Here is a 19,963-nt window from a genome sequence, read left to right on the forward strand (position 1 = left end):
CTTCATGCAAGGGTGGCATGGATGGCTCATTCAGAGATATAACAATGAATCACCGATATTATATCCCTTTTGCCCGCTTTCCTTTCATTAAATCCTTTCTATTTTAGTCTAAACGATGGCATTTGTTTGAAGGTGACATATCTGTGAACAATTTTTGATCAACTGCCGGGATTTTCCTGGAAATGAGAACGGGACAAAAAAACGGCACGGTTTCCTTCCGCGGGAAACGTACCGTTTTTTGGTGAATTTATTATTTTTCATGAAGCATACGGCTCGATTTAAGCCATTTTACCGCTTCCACACACGTTCCGTTTTCGACGGGGATTTGCTTTAGTTCATCCATCAGCATGTAAACTTGCTGCAATCCTGAGGTTTCACCCAGATTTTGATTTTTCCCCTTGGCCAATTCTTCCAAATTCGGAATGCCCGGCCCGGTATCCTGTACCTGAATCTTAATTCCTTTCCGGTCTTCTTCCTCCACCGTCGCGATCGTAATGATTCCCTTATCCGCATATTGAACGACATTGCGTGCCAATTCTGAGATCGATTGTACGATACGCGCTTGATCCAGTTCGTCAAATCCCACTTCCCTGGATAATTCGCGCGCTTCACTGCGAATATGTACAATATCCCATTCGTAGTTGATTTCAAAGGTTTTACGCATGTTTCCCCTCCATCAAGTGGTGAGAGTCCCGATTTGCCGTCTGCGGATCATTTACGGTCCCGTCCAAATTCTGTACATTGAATAAATCGGCGTACAATCCGTTTTTCCGCAACAATTCTTCATGTGTCCCTTGTTCCGCTACTCGTCCGTGCTCGATAACCAGAATTTGATCCGCATGTGTAATAGTGGAAAGCCGGTGTGCGACTACGATTGTCGTTCGATTTTTCGCCAGGCGGTTCAGCGATTCCTGAACCAGATGTTCGGATTGCAGATCAAGTGCCGATGTTGCTTCGTCCAAAATCAGGATTTCCGGGTCCTTGAGAAAAACCCTGGCCAAAGCAATCCGCTGCTTCTGGCCTCCGGACAGTTTGACACCCCGCTCCCCGATCTCCGTCTCATACCCGTCCGGAAGTTCCATGATAAATTCGTGGGCGTTTGCTGCTTTTGCCGCTTCGATGATTTCTTCTTTGGTCGCTGTAACCTTTCCCATCCGGATATTTTCCTCCACTGAACCGCTGAACAAAATGTTTTCCTGCAAAACCATTCCGATATGGCTCCGCAAACTGCGCATTGTAAAATCTTTCACATCGATTCCGTCTATTTTCACCTGTCCCTCGATCACATCGTAAAAACGGGGGATCAGGGAGATAATCGAGGATTTTCCTCCACCACTCGGCCCGACCAGTGCCACCGTCTGTCCGGCAGCAACGGAAAAATTCACTCCGTCCAAGATCCAGTCCTGGTCGTCATGATAACGAAACCGAACATTTTCAAACTCAATTTTCCCCTTAACCGCCGGGATCTCACGAGCCTGCGGAAGATCGAAGATATCATAGGTCTCATCCATGAACTCGAACACCCGATCCATTGAAGCAAAGGCCTGGGTCAAAGTTGTGGAAGAATTAACCAGGCGGCGAATCGGATTATAAATCAGGCCCATATAGCCATAGAAGGCCGTTAACGCACCAATGGTCAACTTATGTTCAATCACGAGATAGGCTGATGTTCCGATCACGATAATCGGGGCCAAATCAGTAATCGTGTTGATCGCCGCAAATGTTTTGGCGATCCACCTTGTTTGCAACAACGCTTTATCCAAGTAATAAGCATTTCGTTTTTCAAATTGCTCTTGTTCTTCCCTTTCCAAATGAAAAGCGCGAATAACGGAAATCCCTTGAATTCGTTCGTGCAAATGCCCTTGCAATTCGGCCAGTGCCTGCGAGCGCTCTTTCGTGTAGCGACGCATGTTTTGGAAAAAATATTTGACCGAAACCGCATATAACGGAAAAATCGCAAGGGAAACAGCGGTCATGAACGGATCGATCCAAATCATCATCGATACGGCGATGAGAAGGGTCGACAGATCCAGCCAGATATTCATCATCCCGGTTACGACAAATTCTTTTGTCTGTTCGACATCATTGATCACGCGAGAGATAATCTGCCCGACCTTCTGATTCTGATAAAACTTCAACGATAGTCTTTGAATGTGATCAAACAACCGGTTGCGAATATCAAACAAAATTTTGCTCGCTGTCCATTGGGCAAAATATTGCCGGTAATACTCGACCGGGATTCGGACCACCGTAAACAGCAGGAAAGCTCCGCCGATCACCCAGGCGAGTTTCTGCAATTTTTCATGTGCCGCCATCGAACTGAGCAACAGATGATCGACCACATACTTCAATAACAGCGGCAACAACAGCGGAATCCCGAATTTTAAAATCCCGATCGCCATTGTCAAGCAGATTTCTTTCCAATAAGGCTTAACAAACCGAAGATAACGTCTCATACTCCCCATCTTTATTCAACCCCTACAATTTGCTTTTATATCCACATTGCCATGGCCCGGAGTATGGTGCAAGACGACCGAAGGAGAATTTGTCCCTCCGGCACATACAACCCCGCTCTTCCCCGTTTCATCCTCTGCTGTATCTTCTTCGGTTTAGTTGTTTAACGCCTTACACTTTTTATAACGAAAGTTAGACCCAAAAAGATTCATGGCAATTTTTTAAAAATGTTAAAACACAGGTTTTTGAGTCTAAGCAGTAAGTCATCGGTGCAAAACTGGTTCACCTGCGGAAGCAAATGCCCTCAGATGCCAGATTGTAACCAATCTCGCCCAAACAGGCAAGGGGAGGAAAACACGAGAAACATCTTTTTGGAGCAAAACTATTATATCATAAACAATACTGAATTTTCGTTCAAAATAAAAAAGGCCGAGACTCTTTTGTGAGACTCGGACCTTTTCTTGTTTGTTTTTTAATGTCTGGCTTTTTCAAGGGCTGGGAGCAGTTTCGGATTGAGAATTTTGATGTAGGTCCCTTTCATTCCGAGCGAACGGGATTCCACGACACCTGCGCTTTCGAGTTTTCTCAGCGCATTTACAATAACGGAACGCGTGATTCCGACACGATCGGCAATTTTACTTGCAACGAGCAATCCTTCCATTCCATCCAGCTCATTAAAGATGTGTTCTGCCGCTTCCAATTCACTGAAGGAGAGCGAATTGATCGCCAATTGCACGACTGCGCGGCTGCGTGCTTCTTCTTCTACCTGACCGGCACGTTCACGCAAAATTTCCATCCCGACAACGGTTGCTCCATACTCAGCCAAGATCAGGTCTTCTTCTTCAAAACGCGTGTTCAGGCGGGACAGCACCAGCGTACCCAGATGATCCCCACCGCCAATGATCGGCACCAGGGTGGTAAACCCTTCGCGGAACATGTCCTTCATCTCCGTCGGGTAAGCGGTATAAGGGCTGTCCACACCAACGTTGGTCATGGTTTGGTCTACTTCCATGAGAAGTTTGGCATAATCAACCGGGAACTCGCGGTTTTTGAGATATTGTTCCATCCGCTCGTTGGCCAAGTCATGGTTGATCGCCATGCCGAGCAGCTTTCCTTCTGCGCTGACCACATAGATATTGGCGCCGATGATGTCACAGAGAACTTGTGCAACTTCATCGAAGTCAACCAAATGGTGGCCTACATTTTTTTGCAAAATCTTGGAAATGCGACGTGTTTTTGCTAACAGATCCATTGTGTCATTACCTCCAAAGAATCAGATTTGATTGGCTTTTATGTTTATGGGCCGTCTATCAACCCGCCTTTTGCCAGGCGATTGATTTATTTTTACGGGATTGAGGGAAAGCGGTAAACACTTACCTATTATGCGACATTTAAGCAATTAAGCAATTTGGTTTTTGTGAACAATTTTTGACTTTTATACCTATTTTAAATTGTTTTCTTCATTCAGCATCAAAGCGAAGCTGATAATGAAGGCCGCCATAAAATAAGCTCCACCTTCCCATCGAGTAAATCGTCGGGAACGAGTCCAACGCTGCTATACCGACTGTCCCTGCTGGCATAGCGGTGACGGTTGTCACCCATGACAAACACGGTCCCGCGCTTTACCCGGATCGGGCCGAAATTGCCATCTTCGATCGGGCAATCCGTATAAGCCTCATGTACCTTCTTCCCGTTGCGATAAAGCTGCCCGTTTCGAATCTCGATTGTGTCCCCCGGCACACCGATCACCCGTTTGACCAGAAACCGGTGATGGTCGGACGGATCGCGAAAAGTAATCACTTCCCCCACCTTCGGCTGATCCAGTACAAACGCAAAACGATTGACAAGAAGCCGGTCACCATCCTGCAGAGTCGGTTGCATCGAAGTGCCGTTTACAACTGATAACGCTATCCCGTACTGATTGACTGCCCAGGCAAACACGGCTGCATAGATGACCAACATCGTCCATCTATTCAGTCCCTTTACCCGAAACATGCACATTCACTCCATCATCCCGCTTCAGTCTTCAGCATTAGGTACTGATGATACCAAAATGGAGCGAATTCGGGAGAAAATGGTTCCTCCTGCCGCAATACCCGTCCTTCCAGTTCCTGTTTGGCTCTGTTCACACTGTCCACAACCGTTTGGGGATATCCGTAGTGCAAGCGATTCGCTTCAAACTCGTCCCCATCCACCCATTGGTAATGCCAATCAGGCTTGACGATCAAATCCCAATCGTAGTCGATATAGCAGAGCGTTTTTCCCGCTTCGTCCCACCAGTAGGGTGATGCAATGTTGCAGTAATACTCCTTGAGCCGGAACTGGTCGTCATACAAGATAACCGTATGGAACCAATCGCGCTTGGAAAAAAGACAAATTGCCAAACCCGGAAAATCCCATTCAACACCATTTTTTTCTACCACTTTTGCATTGTAGTTGGCAAGTACCAGCGGTTCTCCCGGTTGCAAAATCACCGATTTTTTCCAAGCCCTGTGCATCAAATTCCCGTATTTTAAGCTTTCAATGCGAATCGTATCACCCTTTTTTGGTATCATTTTCCTCACCTCAAGCGCTCTAGTTTCTTTATTTCCAAAAAGAGAAAAAAATAAAACACCTAAAACTCAGAATTTATCATTTAAAGCCTGAGGCGTTGCTCTTGGCCGGGATCAGACAAAAAGCATTCCGGCCGCGACAAGCGCAATCCCGGGATCAAAGTGAATAAAAACAGGTGGGTCGGGACGGGCTGAGTCCCTCGTGGCCGACATGTGCGCGCCCGCAAGCACTCCGGCGCCTCTTCGCGGAAAAAGGATTGACAAACGGCAGCCAATCTGATTATCTTAAAATTCACTTGGTTATTATTTGAAATTAACACGTTTTCATTATAGACTCGCCCGATCCTGATGTCTGCCTTTCCCCACTTTCGTTGATTTAAATGTTTAAATTTCTTCGTAAGCGGGAAAAGGCATGGAGTCGTCTTCTCCATGCCCCCGGTATCAGAAAGTGATCGCAATTTGCTGTCCCATTTCAACCGAACGGGCTTTGGCCCTGAGCACAGCTTTTTTTATCGCTTCATCCAGCTGGTATTGATCCAAAACTTCGAGCCCGGCCATCGTGGTCCCTCCCGGTGAGGTGACTTCACGTCGCAATTCTTCCGCCGCCTTGCCGGTCTTGAGGAGCATTTGCGACGCTCCGAGCAAGGTTTGCACGGTCAATGCACGTGACGTTTCCGGGGAAAGCCCGGCCGAAATCCCCGCCGCCTCCAGGGACTCTGCCAGATAATAAACATAGGCGGGCCCGCTGCCGGACAATCCGGTGACTGCATCCATCAAAGACTCATCAACGACGATAACCGATCCGATACTGCGAAAAATCAGTCGAGCTGTTTCCAGTTGCTCCGGGCTGACGTGGCTCCCCGGACAAATCGCCGTCGCCGACTGACCGACGGCACAAGAGGTATTTGGCATGACACGAATCACCGCCATCTTTCCGGTGACGTGCTGCTCAAGCAGAGAGGTTGAAATGCCTGCCGCCACCGACAACAGCATCTGATCTTCCGAAAAGAGATGGCCCCAGGTCTGCAACACTTCCGGCACATCTTTCGGTTTGACTGCCAAAATCACAATGTCCGATTTCGCTACTGTTTCGATACGTTGCTTCGTTTCGTCCAACCGGTATCTTTCGGTCAGTTCTTTCAACCGTTCCTGATCCTCGCGGTTGATAATCGAGATCTGTTTCCGGCTTACCTCCTTTTGCCGGAGCAATCCTGCCAAAATCGCTTCAGCCATGGAACCTGCCCCGATAAAGCCAATGGTTCGCTCTTGTAACATGGATTTCTACCTCCTTTTGATGACTAAAAAACAAAAACCTCCTTCATCCCAAAGGACGAAAGAGGTTAACTCCCGCGGTACCACCTTTGTTGACGCCATGAAAGCGCCCAGCTCAGCGCGATTTAACATCGCTCAGGATAACGGGTTGGCCCCGATCTGATTTATCATCAGCCGCATCAAAGGATGGGTTCGAGCAGCCAACTGGCAAAACCTCTCAACCTGCGGGTTTCGCTCTCTGTACAGTTGGGGAATGCTCTACTGGTCCTTGTCATCACGTTTCGCTCTCAATTGTTAGTAGTAATTATGTGAAAAAAAACCCCTGATGTCAACAGGGAATAATCAAATCGGCCGGAATTGCTTTATGATTGATTTCTAAGGGAATTCCTTATTTTTCATCCTTTCCTTTGCTTCCGGCACGCAACCATCCGCATTCTCCCCAATATAGCAGCCATTCACAAAAACTTCGGCAGATTCCTTTAAACCATCATCTAAAATAATGATTTATTTTTTAACACGAACCGTTCGCCATCTAAATCTGTTCCGGCTTTTCCGCCTTATGCTTACCAGTCAATCCAACAAAAAAATAAGCCGTTCAAATAATTTTAATTTGAAAGCGTATTCAAAGTGTAGTATTCTTAACATAAAACAGATACCCTATTATGTGGGAAGACATTTATCTTCCTCTCCCCTCCTGAAAGGATTTGGACACAAAAAAAATCTGCCGTACTTCAGGCAGATTAAAAACAGACAAAACCATAGGCAAAAAACAAAAACAACGATCAACCAGTACATCGCTGACTGACAAACAGCTCTTTTTCCAAACGGGTGGAACAAGTATTGCTGTAACCGAGATATTGGTAAAAGGGGAGCAATTTTTCCGTACCCTTGTCTACCGTGATCCAAATCCTTTTTACCCCTTTTTGCAAAAAACGGTACTCCAATTCACGCACTAATGCAGTACCGACCCTTTGTTTCTGAAAGTTCGGGTCAACAGCGAGACAATAGAAGAATCCCGTGTGTTTGTCAATTGTTCCCACAATGGCTCCGATCACCCGTTGATCCGGTGCTTCGGCCACAATAACCAGATCCCGGTCGTAAGCTAACTGTTCATACAAAACCCGAAGCGTTTCCCTTTCCTTCTGATGGGAAGCTGTCATCTGCCAGATTCTTAAAACGTCATGTACATCTGCCAGTTGAAAAGAGCGTAGGCGCATAACCTGATTCTCCTCCATTGGGGAAGTATCACATACCTTGGCTTTTCTATTTTACCTCAAGTTTCATTTTTATTTCAATCTGCGAAAACCATCCTGCTTAATTAGAAAATCCCGATTTTACCTGCTCACCCATATTCCACAACCAGGGAATAAAGATAAAAATGGCAAATCCTTGTAAAAAGGAAACATGAAAACCCATCCATCGAAAACTGACAACTCCGGCCAGCACCACCGTCCAAACCAGCAGCGACCACCAGCTGAGGAACGGAGAAAATTCCCTGGTGCGGAACATCACCGCGGTGTAAATTAACCCCCCGATCGCCCAGCACGTGGGTCCAAATACACCGACCATCCGGATCAATAACGAGTCCCATTCCTCCAGATGCCGGATCAGATTCAGCGTCGGCATCTGCAAAAAAAGATGAACCATGAGAGGAAACAGAAGCATCTGCACCAGATGGTAAAGCAGAAAGACCGCCCCTCCGATCAGTTGAATCAACCAGGCCCATTGCAAAATGATGCGAAACCGGTCATTTAAGGCAAATAACAAAATCGTATAGATGGCCAAAAATGAGAGCACGGCCAGAAACGAACTCACCCAGGCGAGCATGACCCATTTTTCATGTTCCAGAAAATAAACGGATCTCGACAACCAAGGCTGTTTCGCCATCTGCAGTAAAACAAATAAAATCAGCAGAACGGACACGAAATGCAGGCAAGCTGAACCTTTGAACACCCAAGAAAACCATGGCTTTCTGACACCGTGTGGCGGCGCTGTTTTCATCTGTCGGTCTCCTTCCGTTTCGATCCTGCCCGACATTCCACTGGCAAAACGATGCAAAGATTAAAGATTACAGATAAAATTTTCTCCCTATTCCCATTTTATCCTAAACCACACCAATTTAACCCATTTATGACCGCCCGCATGAACAAAAACGGAACGTGAAGAGAACCGGAGAACCCTGAATCCAACAAAATCTGCCACACGGAAGGACGAACAATCGGACTCAGGGAAAACGGGGCAGGAAACCGCCTTTTACACGATGGGGCTCGGACAGCGATCTCCGGCCAGAAGGATCGCCTTCTTCAGCGCCAATGCCTTGTCCATCGATTCCTGATATTCCAGCTGTTCATCAGAATCGGCCACTATGCCCCCGCCGACATGAAAAAAGGCCTTTCCCTCCCGGACAATGATCGTGCGGATGACCATGCTGAGATCAAAGCCGCCGCGAACATCCAAATAACCCAAACCGCCGGAATAGATGCCGCGGGCCACCGGCTCCAAATCATGCAAAATCTCCATCGCCCGAATTTTCGGGGCTCCGGTCATGGAACCTCCGGGAAAAGCTGCCCGAATTGCCTCAAGCGCCGGAACGTCCGGCTTCAGCCTCCCCTCAACGACCGTCACCAACTGATGGACGGTAGCATAAGATTCCACTTTCAACAGTTCCGATACGCGGACACTGCCAGTTTCGCATACCTTTCCCAGATCATTGCGCACCAAATCAACAATCATGACATTTTCCGCACGGTCCTTCTCATTTGATTTCAAGTCCAAGACGAGCGCATCATCTTCTTCCGCACTCCTTCCCCGCGGCCTCGTTCCCTTGATCGGTCTGCTCTCCAGCCTCCGCCCTTCCAGCTTCAAAAACCGTTCAGGGGAAGTAGAGAGGACAAAGAGATCGCCAAACCGCAGATAGGCGGAAAAAGGAGCGGGATTGATCCGGCGCAATATCCGGTACAGATCAAAGGGATGACCGGAAAAATCAGCGGAAAGCTGGTGGGTGAAACACGCCTGATAGATATTGCCCGCAGCGATTTCCCCGAGGATTCTCCTGATTTTGCGGCAGTAGGAATCATACGATTCCACTTGGGCAAACGGCGTACTCCCCTCCGCAGGAGAAATGTCGGGTTCGGGAAGCGGTGTATCAGATGCCCGTTTTACGGCGGACAGCCACTGCTCCAGATCTTTTTCCCCGTCACTGTCGTTGACCCGTTTGCTCAAATATGATTTTCCTTCCAGCTGATCGTAAATGAGAACCTGGTCGGCAAACATCCACCATGACACCGGAGCCTGGGTGGGATCCTCCGGGAGATCGGGAAGTTTCTCAATAAACCGGTTCATTTCATAACCAAAATAGCCGACCAACCCCCCGATGAACGGAAAAGGCTTGCCGGTTCCTGCGGGCGTTTGATGCTCATCCAGCAACTTTTGAATCGCTTGAAAAGGGTCCCCTGTGTCAGCTTGCACGGTGTTTTGGTGAATCCATTCGATTTTCCCTGACTGCACCCGAACCAAAAAAGAGGGATTGGCCCCCATAAAGGAGTACCGGCTCAGTCCCGGTGCCAGACGATTTCCGTCGAGCCAAAATGCATAGGGTTCATCCCGGTAGAGATGGGCAAAGACGTGTTCCGGGCGAACCTTGAAAGGAATTTCACGTATGATCCATTTCATTGCAACAACGTCCTTCTTTTGCAAAAATGCATGATCTTTTTCTTTTTATCCAATACTTTTTTTGAGGTGATGGATTGTGTATACTGGCCGAAACCTTGAAGAATTGAGCATGACACCCTTAACAGACTGGAATCTGGATGAACTTTCGTACCACCACTTTATTATGGCGCAAATGTCTCCTTACTTAAACCAGCAAGGCGCCAGCTTGCACCGTCAGGTCATAAAAGAGATCGAAAACAGGGGCAATCAGACATGGAACAGCCAAACGCCGAATATTTATGACCATTTTTAAAGGGATGGCAAGCTGAATGCATGAGGAACGCGGTTTTCCGGTCATCGCCTGCGCAAAAAATCCCCCTCCGGTGATCCGGGTGTTTCATTGAACACCGGGACAACCAAGGGGGATTTGCTTTTACTGACTGGTTGTCGTTTTGGGCAATTGCGCATTTGGTTTTGTCGGATCAACCGTGATCGTGCTGAACGATTCAGGTGCTTTCTCAACTTTGCGCGACTGAACCTTGGCTCCCGGGCTGGTATATACATTGACCGTAAGATGGGAACCGGAAATTTTAATTTTCAGCAGAACCGGTTTGTTCAAATTGTTTTTAAAGCGGAAATCAGGTCCTCCCCAGGAGACGGTGGCATCCCGTCCTTTCGGCACATAAGTCACCTCGGCGCTGTGGTGTTGAATCGCCGTGACCTTTAGTCCCGCTTCATCGACACTGTTGTAGAGCGTGGAGGAAACCTGGCAGATGCCGCCGCCAATCCCTTCCGTAAACTCCCCTTTGACGATCACGTGCGCCGGTTTATACCCCCGGGCAGCCGTCCGCTCTCCGACGACTTTATTGAAGGAAAAACGCTCTCCTGGCAAAAGTACAAGATTATTGATTTGGGCCGAAGCCAGTTTGATGTTGGTGGTACGGTTTACGTTCCCCGGATCAAACTTGGTGGTGTAACTGCCGATCATCTTTTTGTTCACTTCACGCAGGTCTGCCGAGGAAACTTTCGGCGCAACCGAAATGGTGGGAATTTGCGTCGGCTTGTTGATATAGGGGCGAAGGTCTTTCAACCACGTTTTCACGGTCTTCACATCCATCACTCGGCCTTCTTCCCCGCGAATGATCGAATTTCCCCATTTATTGTGCTTAAATCTGGCGTTTTTCGGTTCGATTTTCACTTGATCCCTGACACTGTCCAGCCATTTTGCCAGCTTTTCCTGATTGATCGTCGATAAATCTTTCCCGTCATAACCGATACTGAGCAGATCTAGCTCAAATTTTTTATCATCCAAATATAATTGCAACTTAGCCGGTTTCGGCTGTTCTTTCACAGCAGCCGGGACGTCCGCCTTGACTTTGCTGGAATCAAACGCATATGCGCCAAAACCGAACAAACCGGCCACGGTCATCGAGGCGACCAGAGTGGCAATGAGGATTTTCTTTGGTTTCGGAGTGCTGTGAACCTCTCTTTTGATTGCGGAAAAGATTCCCGTATCCTCCTTGGCGGACTCTGGCCGGGGATTTGCCGGTTTCTGCACTTCCACCTGCACCGGCTCAGGATGATGATCCGCGCTGGCGGGTACGTCGACATCGCTGCTGTTGGCGTTTTCATTCTTCGACAGGGGGCCGTCTTTTTCGCTTGAACCGAAATCCCATCGGGACGAAAGCGGAAAATCCGCCGGTTTATCAGGATGCGCCTGTTCCGGTTCTGTTGATGTCTTTTCACTCCGCTCTTCTTCATGCCTCACTTCCGTGCCCGGTTCCGGTGAAGCTGGTGACTCCCCCGCCCCCTTTATTTCTTTCCGTTCGTCCCTTTCCTCGGACAAAGGCTGTTCGGGTTCGCGCTTTTTTTTGTCTTCCACCCGCTCTCTCTCCTCTGCAAGTATTCTCTTTTTAAGGAAATCAACTGAATCAAAGGACCAAACAAAAATTAAACGGATTCTGGCAACCTAAACGGCCCGGGGCTCCGGACTGATTCGTTTCCTCACGTATTTAGACCAACAGCATAAAGAAAATGTTTCGATTCAAACAGAAAACCATTTATTCGTCTTCAGGCATGTTGTCTGCATGTTCATGTGAACCAACCACATTCCTGATCTCCTTCGTTGGATGAAGTTTTTTGCGTCTCAAGCTCTTGCCTGATCTGCGTCATAATTGCAAGGCTTTATGGTAAACATTGGCTAACGTTATTTCCCCAATCGTTTCCTTTGTCACCCATTTCCAGTTCTCCGGAACCTCCCAACCGGTATCGGGCGTCTCCACTGTCATCACGGTGACTTTCCAGTGGCGATGGCTGAAGATGTGTTCAAATTGCCCCTTTATCATAAATTTCGTCGCAGGGATTTGTTTTTGGTCACAAAATTCCAAAATGGACTCCATTTCTTTTTGATCTGACCATCCGATGGTTGGCAATCCCCAAAGACCGGCCAACAGCCCCTGATCTGGCCTTTTTTCGACAAGAAAGTGCATCCCGCAGGTGATCAAGAGAATGGCCACCTCTTCCTCTGTCGGCGGTTTGGCCTTCTTTTTCCGCGGCAATTCTTCTTCCATTCCGAGACGGTATGCATCACATACCGAGAGAACAGGGCAGAATAAACATTGTGGCGAAGTCGGAGAACAGATTAATGCTCCCAATTCCATCAGAGCCTGGTTGAAATCCCCCGGAGCCTCATCCGGAATCAATGTTTCCGCCAATCGTTCCATCTTTTTCCGTGTGGACACCTTTGCAATATCGTCCGTAAGCGCAAAAAGGCGTGAAAAAACCCGCATTACGTTTCCATCGACCGCCGGGGCTTTCTTGTCGTATGCGATGCTTAAAATCGCTCCGGCTGTATAGGGACCGATTCCTTTCAGTTTGGAGATGCGCTCAAGATCATCCGGAACCTTTCCCCCGTAATTTGCGACAACTTCCTTAACGGCAGCATGCAAATTTCTGGCCCGGGAGTAATAACCGAGCCCTTCCCACGCTTTCAGCACCTGTTCTTCCGGTGCCTCGGCCAACGCCTCAAGGGTGGGAAATTGCTCCATAAACCGCTCAAAATAAGGAACGACGGTATCTACGCGCGTCTGTTGCAGCATGATTTCCGAAACCCAAGTCTTGTAAGGGTTTTTCTCTTTTCTCCACGGCAGATCACGCCGGTTGCGCCGATACCAGTCAAGAAGCGACCGTCGAATTTCCGCCACCACTTCCTCGCTGAGCAGGCAATCCATTTCTTCTTCCATTTTCGCTTTTGACAATGATGAAGCCTCCTTCTTTCAAAACCGTGATGAGAGGAAGTGCGCAACAGTATACAGATCCTTATAACCATCATACACAACCTTCATGTTCATGAAAGTGTACGATTTTTAACATTCCGCCTCAAATAGCGAAATCCGGTAAACTTACTAATGCAGTTCCTGTAAGAGTGAACATAAGGAAGACGGTTACCATGGAATGTTCACTTCTTGATCTGTTTTTTCACGGTAAAGGGAACCGCTTTTGTAATATAATTTTGTTAGATTTTTTAAGGTAAAATGGTGAAAAGGGGGATGGCATATGGATACGGCCACTCATTTGGTTATGGGAATCGGACTTTTTGGCTTGGCGCATCTTGACCCGGCCGTCGCATCAGACACGGAAACGGCGCAAGCCGTGCTGTTAAGTACAGTAATCGGTTCGGAAATCCCCGATATCGATACGCTTTACCGCTTTCGGGGAAACGCGCTCTATATACGGAAACACCGTGGTTTCAGCCATTCCCTTCCCATGTTGATCATATGGCCGCTCCTTCTGACAGCCGGCATTTCGCTTTTATTCCCCGGAGCCATTGCACATTGTCTGCTGTGGTCCTTTTTGGCCGTTTTTATCCATATTTTTATTGATATCTTTAATACATATGGAACGCAGGCGCTGAGACCGTTCTCTCATAAGTGGCTGTCGTGGAATACCTTGAACATTTTTGATCCTTTTATTTTCACCCTCCATCTGATCAGTTTCGGTCTCTGGCGGATCATGCCTGACCGGCCGGTGCCCATTTATACAATGCTTTATCTTATCCTCATCGCCTACATCGCTTGGCGCAGCATTGTTCATTTCCGACTGACGGAAAGGGTCAAACGGGAAGTGAGCCTGCCCGGGCGGTATACCGTTACCCCCACCGTCCGCTGGAACGTGTGGAATGTGATCGTTGAAACCAAGGAAAAGGTCAAGGTGGGAGAAATCCGCAATGGCTGCCTTGCCTGGACAGGAGAAATGAAAACGGAAGACCTGAACCACCCGGCCGCCCTGCAATCGAAAAAGGCGGACTCCATTGAGGCGTTTCTGTCCTTCACTTCTTACGGATATCCCCAGGTGATGAAGCGCCCTTACGGCTATGAAGTGAGATGGCTGGACGTTCGCTATCACTACAAAAAACATTTTCCCTTTGTGGCGGTCGCCTTACTTGACCAACACTACAATATTTTTTACTCTTTTGTGGGGTGGATGAACGAGGAGCAATTGGAGAAAAAAGTAAAGCATTTGTCCTGAAAAGTTTCAACGCTTCGTCATGGTGGAGGTGATTGAACGGTGAATTTGTCGCAACCGGATGCGCTGAATACGAAATGGGAGCAAGTCGGACAAGTAGCAACCGAAACAAAAACCCTCATAACCAGAATCATTGAAGACCCTTTCTCTTACATCATCCTCCCGGTAGCACAAATCGCCTTAATCGTGCTGATCGCGATCACCGGGGTTCGTTTTTTTGACCGGGTTATCGATAAAATTTTTGAATTCAGCCGGATCGGAACCAAAAAAGCACATACTCTGCGCAAACTGATCAAGTCGATTGCCCACTATACGATCTATTTCATTGCCGTACTGACCATCATGGTCAATCTGGGTTTTGATCCCCTTCCTGTGCTAGCCGGTGCCGGTATTTTGGGCCTGGCCATCGGATTTGGGGCGCAAAATCTCGTTCGGGACATCATCACCGGCTTTTTTTTGATTTTCGAGAGCCAATTGGAAGTCGGCGACATCGTGCAGATCAACGGGCAAATTGAAGGAACCGTGGAAGAAGTCGGACTGCGAATCACGAAAATCCGCGAGTTCAATCAGCGCCTTCATTATATCGCCAATGGCAATATCAAACAGGTAACCAACTACAATCGCGAAAAGATGCGGGCGATCGTAAGGGTCACCGTTCCATACGAATCCGATCTCACGATGGTGAACCATGCGCTGGAAGAAGTATGTAAAAGCATTGGAAAAAAATATGCCCCTTATTTAATCGAAGAACCAAAAATTATGGGCATTACCCGGATTGATCAAAATGGTGCGGAATTTACCATCACCGCCTTGTGCGATCCGGAGGAATATTGGGGACTGGAGCGGGAAATGCGCAAAGAGGCTGTTTTGCTTCTGCATAAAAACGGCGTTCAGATCGCTTATCCGCGCAGTATTGTCTATCATGCGGAAAACTTCCCCGATCTGGTCAAAGACATGGTAAAGCAGCAATAGTTGCCCACTGCCATGAGCAAAGGCAGGGGATTTCCGGGTCGTCCGCAGGGACGATGACGTGATCGATTTTGCCGGCTTATGGTCCTTCACCATGTTCTTGAACGCAAGTCTCCCAAACAATCCCGGCAAAGTTTTTCAACCCGGGTTCGGGCTTGCGGGAGTGGGAAAACATCCCCTCCCCCGCCTGACGCTCACTCTTACCCCCATCGCTGAAGCCGGGGTTGGTTCTCTCGCTCACAAAGATAAAAAAGCAGGCAGGGTGATCCCCTCCTGCTTTTTTCTGTGAAGATGCATCGCTGTCAGGTCGCAGTTCCCCCTGCGTTTCCAATGGTCTGTCTGGAGTCCGCGGGACATGCCACAGTCTCCACGCCGGGCAGTGCTGCCCAGTTTTTTATTACATCATCGTTTGCCATGCGGTTGCCAGTACGGCGGTCACTGCTGCGGCAACAATAATCCACAACAACGTTCCTTTCAGATCGCGAACGAGAATGCCTTGTGCATCGACGCTGGCTACTCTTTTTGCCTTCGCTTTTTTCCGTGCCACTGCGCGTTCTCTCCTTCGTTTGCAAAAAATTGCTGCTCTGCCTATGATCATACCACATTTGGCGCAGATCATGCGATTTCGGGTTTCTTCTGTCCCCCCCAAGCCGTCTCAGAATACGAATTGCGGGTCGGTGAAAAGACACAAATATATGCTCTTTTTTGCTCATCCAAGGGTGTCCCAGAGATAAAAAGTCGCATAGCTGCGATAAGGGGCCCATTTTTCCCCGATTCTTCTCACTTCACTCTCATCGGGTCTGGCCGGCAATCCGTAAAGTCGGCCGACTGCATTGCGCAAGCCGATATCCGCTGCCGGAAGCAAATCGGGACGGCGCAAACCAAACATCAGCAGGCATTCTGCGGTCCAGCGCCCGATTCCCCTGAGTGCGGTCAGTTTTTTCATCACTTCATCGTCGGGAAGTCCGGTCAATGTCTCAAGATCCAGCTTCCCTTCGGCGATGAGACGGGAGAGATCGATGATATACTCCGCTTTCCGCTGGTTGAACTGGAGATGCCGGAGATCTTCATAACGGAGGCACGCCACCTGTTCCGCAGCCGGAAATACCTTCCATGTTTCTCCGGCAAATTGGCCCGTATCTCCGGCCAGCTGAATGAATCGCTCAATTAAAGTGCCGGCAAAGGAAAGATTCAGTTGCTGACTGATGATCGTTTTAACCAGACACTCGTACAAACTGGCATCCAAAACCAGATGCATTCCGATTCTTTGCTCAATCACCGGCCACAAAACAGGATCTTGCCTCATCTGCTCATAAAATGGAGTTAAATCGACATCAGTACCAAACATATGGGCAATTCGTCCTTTCAACTCCTCTTCCTCTTCCGGATCGGCTTCTCCAAAAATCTCGGCAATCAGTCCGGGGCGTTCCGAATCTTCAGCCACAGAAAGCAGCAAGGGGCCTTTCCTGCCTCGGATCGTTCGCCAAAAAGCGCCTTCACGATAAACATAGATGCTCTTCTCAAAAGATTTCAGCCGCTTTGTCGTATGGGCAAATGAATAAGGATAACGCAATGGGAGATGTATTCTCATCCTCTTTCCCTCCAGTTTCTCTCCTTATTGAAAAACGATCTTGACCAGCCGGCGCAAAATCCGGGGAGAAAGTCTCATCAAAATCAGCGGGGAATGAGCTGGCCCTTTCAGCCGTTCGCTGCACAGGAAGAAAAAAGATGCTTTCGCACCCCGGCCTGCAACAAAAGTTTACAGAAAAAAGAGAGCCAACTTTTTTGGCTCCCAGCGTGCGAGACCCGAAACAGGAGTCCGTCGGGTCTTGATGTTTTTCTTGGCTCCCGGTTTCTTTCGTCACAAAGGTCGCTGCAGAAAAACACCCATCCCCTCCTATTGGATTTTATCAGGGTCAGAGCCAATCCTTTTTGGCTCCTATTGAATGATCTCTACTTTGACATGTTTTTTGACCCCGAATTGCCTTGCCACGTGCACATCATTCATAAAAACATCGATCCGCTTCCCTTTGATCGCTGATCCGGTATCCTGGGCAACCCGGTAACCGATCCCCTCGATGTAGACCCGCGAACCGATCGGGATGAAACGGGGATCAACCGCAATCGTCACACCTTCCTCGGCCCGCTCGCCGCTCGAAGTGATTCCAAAACCGGGATCTCCCGGCTTTTTGCCCGTCGATTCCGGGCCGGCCGTATAAGCGGTTAAGGTAAATTCACCGAGAGCCTGGCCGCGGGGCAGATCAGGAAAGGCCGAAACCAGAACAGCGGACGGACTGCTCTCCTCCGCTTCCATCGCCGGAATCGATTTTTGTAAAATCTTCAAAATCTGTCCAACCCGAATCAAAGATGGGTTGGTAAGATGATTTATATCGCTTATTTTTTCAACCGTGGTGCCGTACTTGCGTGCCAGTTCGTAAACGGTATCCCCTTTTTTGACAGTAACATAAATCATATCTGCCTGCCCGTCTGCGGCCAAAGCCGTGCCGGAACAGCAGGAAAGGAGCATACAGAACAGGAAGACGCCGATCCAACATCGTTTCCATAGCATGCGATGCAAGTTACCACCTCTATTTCCAAATTACTAGAGTTGGTAACAGCTTTGTCCGAAAAAGGCCAGTTTATACCAGTCGAAAAAATAGATTCGCATCCCGGAAAGGATCATTTGCGCGACTAGGCCCTTTTCCGGTACAACTCCACTCGCTGGTGAATATAGTTTTTCACATTAAACAAAATGGCGGAAATCGAATTTTTATGGAGGATGACCGGCTTCGATCCTTTTTGCCCTTCTTTTTGTTGCTCACTCCACTCGGGCTTGCTCGTGCATCTCCGCTCATATTGGGCATGGATCATGATCACACTTAACATAAACATAAGTCCGACCTGAGGTGCGATGATGGGGTAATCATACATTCCGTGACCCAACAGGGCAATCGTCTGTGAGATCAACATCCCGGCCAGGCGCTTTTCCTCCTTCCGGTTGGCAGCTTTCCTCCAGCGGCGCGCCCGGCGAATGGTCATATAGATGAGCGCCAGGAACAAAGCCAGCCCGATAATACCGTATTCACTGGCAATCCCGAGAAAAATGTTATGAGCATGATAGATATAAAAGCCTGCCTTCTTGGCAAAAATCTGGCCAAAATGGAGCGGCAAAACCCCCAGCAGCCAGTGTTCCCTGAAAATCTGCAAGGCTACCGTCCATACTTCCAAACGCACGCGGATCGTGCTCCCCAATGTATCCTGGCGGGGAATGATCTCCGGAAAACAATATGCCAGCAAAATAATGGCCAGTGTGATGGTGACAGTTCGCTTCCGATGCCCCGTCATCCACAATTGCACGATCAAGCCGATGACCAGACCGACCCAGGCACCGCGCGATCCCGTGCACCAAATGGCGACACAATAAAGGATAAACACGCAAAAAGCGGCGACTTTTTGCCAGGCTTTCTGTAAAACGGACGAGGCATAAATGCTCATCAAGGCAAAACAAATTAATAAAGCTGCGGTCAAGTTGGAGTTTCCCGTCGTTCCCACACTTCGGACCGACCACTCCGATTGCCAGCGAAATTCATTGTAAAAATGCAAAATCGGACCGAGCGGAGAATGATTGAGCACCGGCCAATCCAGCTGCTGGATGAACACAATCAGGGCCACAAACAAACCGCCAAGCCAAAACTGCAAATACATGGTCTGCACTTCCTGCCAGGACCATTTCACCTTATGCCGGATCCAGATGCTGAGCAAATAATAAAGCGCGAACATCGCCATGGGAATCACGCCGATCGGAATCCCGTAAATCCAGGAAGGATCGACCAGCCAGCTGACTAAAGATAAAATAATAAAGCTTAAAAAAATCTTTTCCGGCCATCGGTTGAACATCCACTTTTCCCTGACAGTAAATAACGTCGCCAATGCCGTCATGAGAAGGGCGACCGGCGGCAGAAACGGAGAGAGAAGAATAGACAAATATAATAGCTGAGTGAGCCGCTTTATCGCTAAACGGTTAAGTTCCTTCAAAAGAATAAACTCCTTTTTTGCAGTTTCCATATACAGGTAAACCTGCACCATTTTTCACATAAAATGCCAATAGAGCCAGGAAAAAGGACCCCTTCTTCAAGATGAAATAAACTTCACCGAAATCAGGAAAAAAACTTGCCATTATTGTAAACAAAAACCCTCTACTTATTCCCGGTAAAAGGGCAAATCCCCTTTATTCAGCAAAATTTCTATTAACATTCTATTTGCACACTCTTTATTTCCTTTTTTTAACCAACCAAAACCACTAAGGCTCACAAAAGAAAAGGCAGGGCATGCTTGGATGGAACCAATCCATTCCCCACCTTACCGTCAGTTGTAAACAAAATGCTTTCATGCCTGAGAATATTATCTTCAAACGTTTGCCGTTCAAAAGATCGTTAATGATGCGATTGCTCTCCGTTCAGGGCAACGCTTCTGTCTCTCCGTCAATTAAAAACGTGGAGATCCTGACTCGCTTCTCCTAATATACCGAATGGACCCATTCT

The 19,963-nt window shown here is 48.1% G+C and carries 18 protein-coding genes; 3 read left to right on the plus strand and 15 right to left on the minus strand.

The genetic code is table 11. The features are described from left to right. Positions 1-250 precede the first annotated feature (250 nt). From I8U18_RS13590 to pabB, 9 genes are all read right to left on the minus strand, one after another. Positions 251-664, minus strand: coding sequence for an ATP-binding protein (locus I8U18_RS13590; protein ID WP_033101341.1), 414 nt, complete (start codon positions 662-664; stop codon positions 251-253). Beyond that, positions 657-2,465: an ABC transporter ATP-binding protein gene (locus I8U18_RS13595; RefSeq protein WP_198056424.1), complete on the minus strand. Its 1,809-nt coding sequence runs from the start codon at positions 2,463-2,465 to the stop codon at positions 657-659. Before I8U18_RS13595 ends, I8U18_RS13590 begins: the two co-directional genes overlap by 8 nt. A 461-nt stretch (positions 2,466-2,926) precedes the next feature. Beyond that, positions 2,927-3,706, minus strand: a complete 780-nt coding sequence (codY, locus tag I8U18_RS13600) for a GTP-sensing pleiotropic transcriptional regulator CodY (RefSeq protein ID WP_033101342.1) — start codon at positions 3,704-3,706, stop codon at positions 2,927-2,929. A gap of 218 nt (positions 3,707-3,924) precedes the next feature. Next, positions 3,925-4,449 (minus strand): signal peptidase I, encoded by a 525-nt coding sequence (gene lepB, locus I8U18_RS13605; RefSeq protein ID WP_052154267.1) that lies wholly within the window; start codon positions 4,447-4,449, stop codon positions 3,925-3,927. Positions 4,450-4,463: 14 nt separating this feature from the next. Continuing rightward, positions 4,464-5,009 (minus strand): DUF402 domain-containing protein, encoded by a 546-nt coding sequence (locus I8U18_RS13610; RefSeq protein WP_198056425.1) that lies wholly within the window; start codon positions 5,007-5,009, stop codon positions 4,464-4,466. A gap of 438 nt (positions 5,010-5,447) precedes the next feature. Further along, on the minus strand, positions 5,448-6,281 hold the full coding sequence (gene proC, locus I8U18_RS13615) for a pyrroline-5-carboxylate reductase (RefSeq protein ID WP_198056426.1): 834 nt from the start codon (positions 6,279-6,281) through the stop codon (positions 5,448-5,450). A 779-nt stretch (positions 6,282-7,060) separates the two neighbouring features. Beyond that, complete coding sequence (locus I8U18_RS13620; protein ID WP_033101345.1) at positions 7,061-7,495, minus strand: GNAT family N-acetyltransferase; 435 nt, start codon at positions 7,493-7,495, stop codon at positions 7,061-7,063. Positions 7,496-7,592: 97 nt separating this feature from the next. Then, positions 7,593-8,279, minus strand: a complete 687-nt coding sequence (locus I8U18_RS13625) for a hypothetical protein (RefSeq protein ID WP_033101346.1) — start codon at positions 8,277-8,279, stop codon at positions 7,593-7,595. A 252-nt stretch (positions 8,280-8,531) separates the two neighbouring features. Next, positions 8,532-9,950, minus strand: a complete 1,419-nt coding sequence (pabB, locus tag I8U18_RS13630) for an aminodeoxychorismate synthase component I (protein ID WP_033101347.1) — start codon at positions 9,948-9,950, stop codon at positions 8,532-8,534. Positions 9,951-10,059: 109 nt separating this feature from the next. On the opposite strand from pabB, the gene I8U18_RS13635 reads away from it, so the two are divergent. After that, positions 10,060-10,242 carry a hypothetical protein gene (locus tag I8U18_RS13635; protein ID WP_220185011.1) on the plus strand — a complete coding sequence of 61 codons (183 nt, stop codon included), beginning with the start codon at positions 10,060-10,062 and terminating at the stop codon, positions 10,240-10,242. Between the two features lie 120 nt (positions 10,243-10,362). Here the strand turns inward: I8U18_RS13635 and I8U18_RS13640 are convergent, their stop codons facing one another. After that, positions 10,363-11,811, minus strand: coding sequence for a VanW family protein (locus tag I8U18_RS13640; protein WP_052154269.1), 1,449 nt, complete (start codon positions 11,809-11,811; stop codon positions 10,363-10,365). 286 nt (positions 11,812-12,097) lie between these two features. Continuing rightward, complete coding sequence (mutY, locus tag I8U18_RS13645; RefSeq protein WP_232331040.1) at positions 12,098-13,186, minus strand: A/G-specific adenine glycosylase; 1,089 nt, start codon at positions 13,184-13,186, stop codon at positions 12,098-12,100. Between the two features lie 298 nt (positions 13,187-13,484). On the opposite strand from mutY, the gene I8U18_RS13650 reads away from it, so the two are divergent. Both I8U18_RS13650 and I8U18_RS13655 read left to right on the plus strand, forming a co-directional pair. After that, positions 13,485-14,456: a metal-dependent hydrolase gene (locus I8U18_RS13650; protein WP_033101348.1), complete on the plus strand. Its 972-nt coding sequence runs from the start codon at positions 13,485-13,487 to the stop codon at positions 14,454-14,456. Between the two features lie 39 nt (positions 14,457-14,495). After that, a complete protein-coding gene (locus tag I8U18_RS13655) occupies positions 14,496-15,425 on the plus strand; it encodes a mechanosensitive ion channel family protein (protein ID WP_052154270.1) in 930 nt (309 codons plus the stop codon). 394 nt (positions 15,426-15,819) lie between these two features. On the opposite strand, the gene I8U18_RS13660 is transcribed toward I8U18_RS13655, so the two are convergent. From I8U18_RS13660 to I8U18_RS13675, 4 genes are all read right to left on the minus strand, one after another. Further along, the gene (locus tag I8U18_RS13660) at positions 15,820-15,969 is read right to left on the minus strand and encodes a hypothetical protein (protein WP_160173864.1); all 150 of its coding nucleotides are present in this window, start codon (positions 15,967-15,969) and stop codon (positions 15,820-15,822) included. A 162-nt stretch (positions 15,970-16,131) separates the two neighbouring features. Further along, complete coding sequence (locus I8U18_RS13665) at positions 16,132-17,013, minus strand: DNA-3-methyladenine glycosylase family protein (protein ID WP_033101350.1); 882 nt, start codon at positions 17,011-17,013, stop codon at positions 16,132-16,134. A gap of 348 nt (positions 17,014-17,361) precedes the next feature. After that, the gene (locus tag I8U18_RS13670; protein WP_198056428.1) at positions 17,362-17,991 is read right to left on the minus strand and encodes a 3D domain-containing protein; all 630 of its coding nucleotides are present in this window, start codon (positions 17,989-17,991) and stop codon (positions 17,362-17,364) included. 122 nt (positions 17,992-18,113) lie between these two features. Then, positions 18,114-19,457, minus strand: coding sequence for an O-antigen ligase family protein (locus I8U18_RS13675; protein ID WP_033101351.1), 1,344 nt, complete (start codon positions 19,455-19,457; stop codon positions 18,114-18,116). Positions 19,458-19,963 lie beyond the last annotated feature (506 nt).

This window comes from Thermoactinomyces sp. CICC 10522 (genome assembly GCF_016055075.1).
Classification (GTDB): Bacteria; Bacillota; Bacilli; order Thermoactinomycetales; family Thermoactinomycetaceae; genus Thermoactinomyces_A; species Thermoactinomyces_A daqus.

Coding starts and splice junctions, on each gene's coding strand:
- I8U18_RS13610 (WP_198056425.1), bottom strand. CDS start 5,009: ATGATACCAAAAAAGGGTGATACGATTCGCATTGAAAGCTTAAAATAC.
- pabB (WP_033101347.1), bottom strand. CDS start 9,950: ATGAAATGGATCATACGTGAAATTCCTTTCAAGGTTCGCCCGGAACAC.
- I8U18_RS13670 (WP_198056428.1), bottom strand. CDS start 17,991: ATGCTATGGAAACGATGTTGGATCGGCGTCTTCCTGTTCTGTATGCTC.
- I8U18_RS13650 (WP_033101348.1), top strand. CDS start 13,485: ATGGATACGGCCACTCATTTGGTTATGGGAATCGGACTTTTTGGCTTG.
- codY (WP_033101342.1), bottom strand. CDS start 3,706: ATGGATCTGTTAGCAAAAACACGTCGCATTTCCAAGATTTTGCAAAAA.
- lepB (WP_052154267.1), bottom strand. CDS start 4,449: ATGTTTCGGGTAAAGGGACTGAATAGATGGACGATGTTGGTCATCTAT.
- proC (WP_198056426.1), bottom strand. CDS start 6,281: ATGTTACAAGAGCGAACCATTGGCTTTATCGGGGCAGGTTCCATGGCT.
- I8U18_RS13625 (WP_033101346.1), bottom strand. CDS start 8,279: ATGAAAACAGCGCCGCCACACGGTGTCAGAAAGCCATGGTTTTCTTGG.
- I8U18_RS13590 (WP_033101341.1), bottom strand. CDS start 664: ATGCGTAAAACCTTTGAAATCAACTACGAATGGGATATTGTACATATT.
- I8U18_RS13595 (WP_198056424.1), bottom strand. CDS start 2,465: ATGGGGAGTATGAGACGTTATCTTCGGTTTGTTAAGCCTTATTGGAAA.
- I8U18_RS13665 (WP_033101350.1), bottom strand. CDS start 17,013: ATGAGAATACATCTCCCATTGCGTTATCCTTATTCATTTGCCCATACG.
- I8U18_RS13620 (WP_033101345.1), bottom strand. CDS start 7,495: ATGCGCCTACGCTCTTTTCAACTGGCAGATGTACATGACGTTTTAAGA.
- I8U18_RS13635 (WP_220185011.1), top strand. CDS start 10,060: ATGACACCCTTAACAGACTGGAATCTGGATGAACTTTCGTACCACCAC.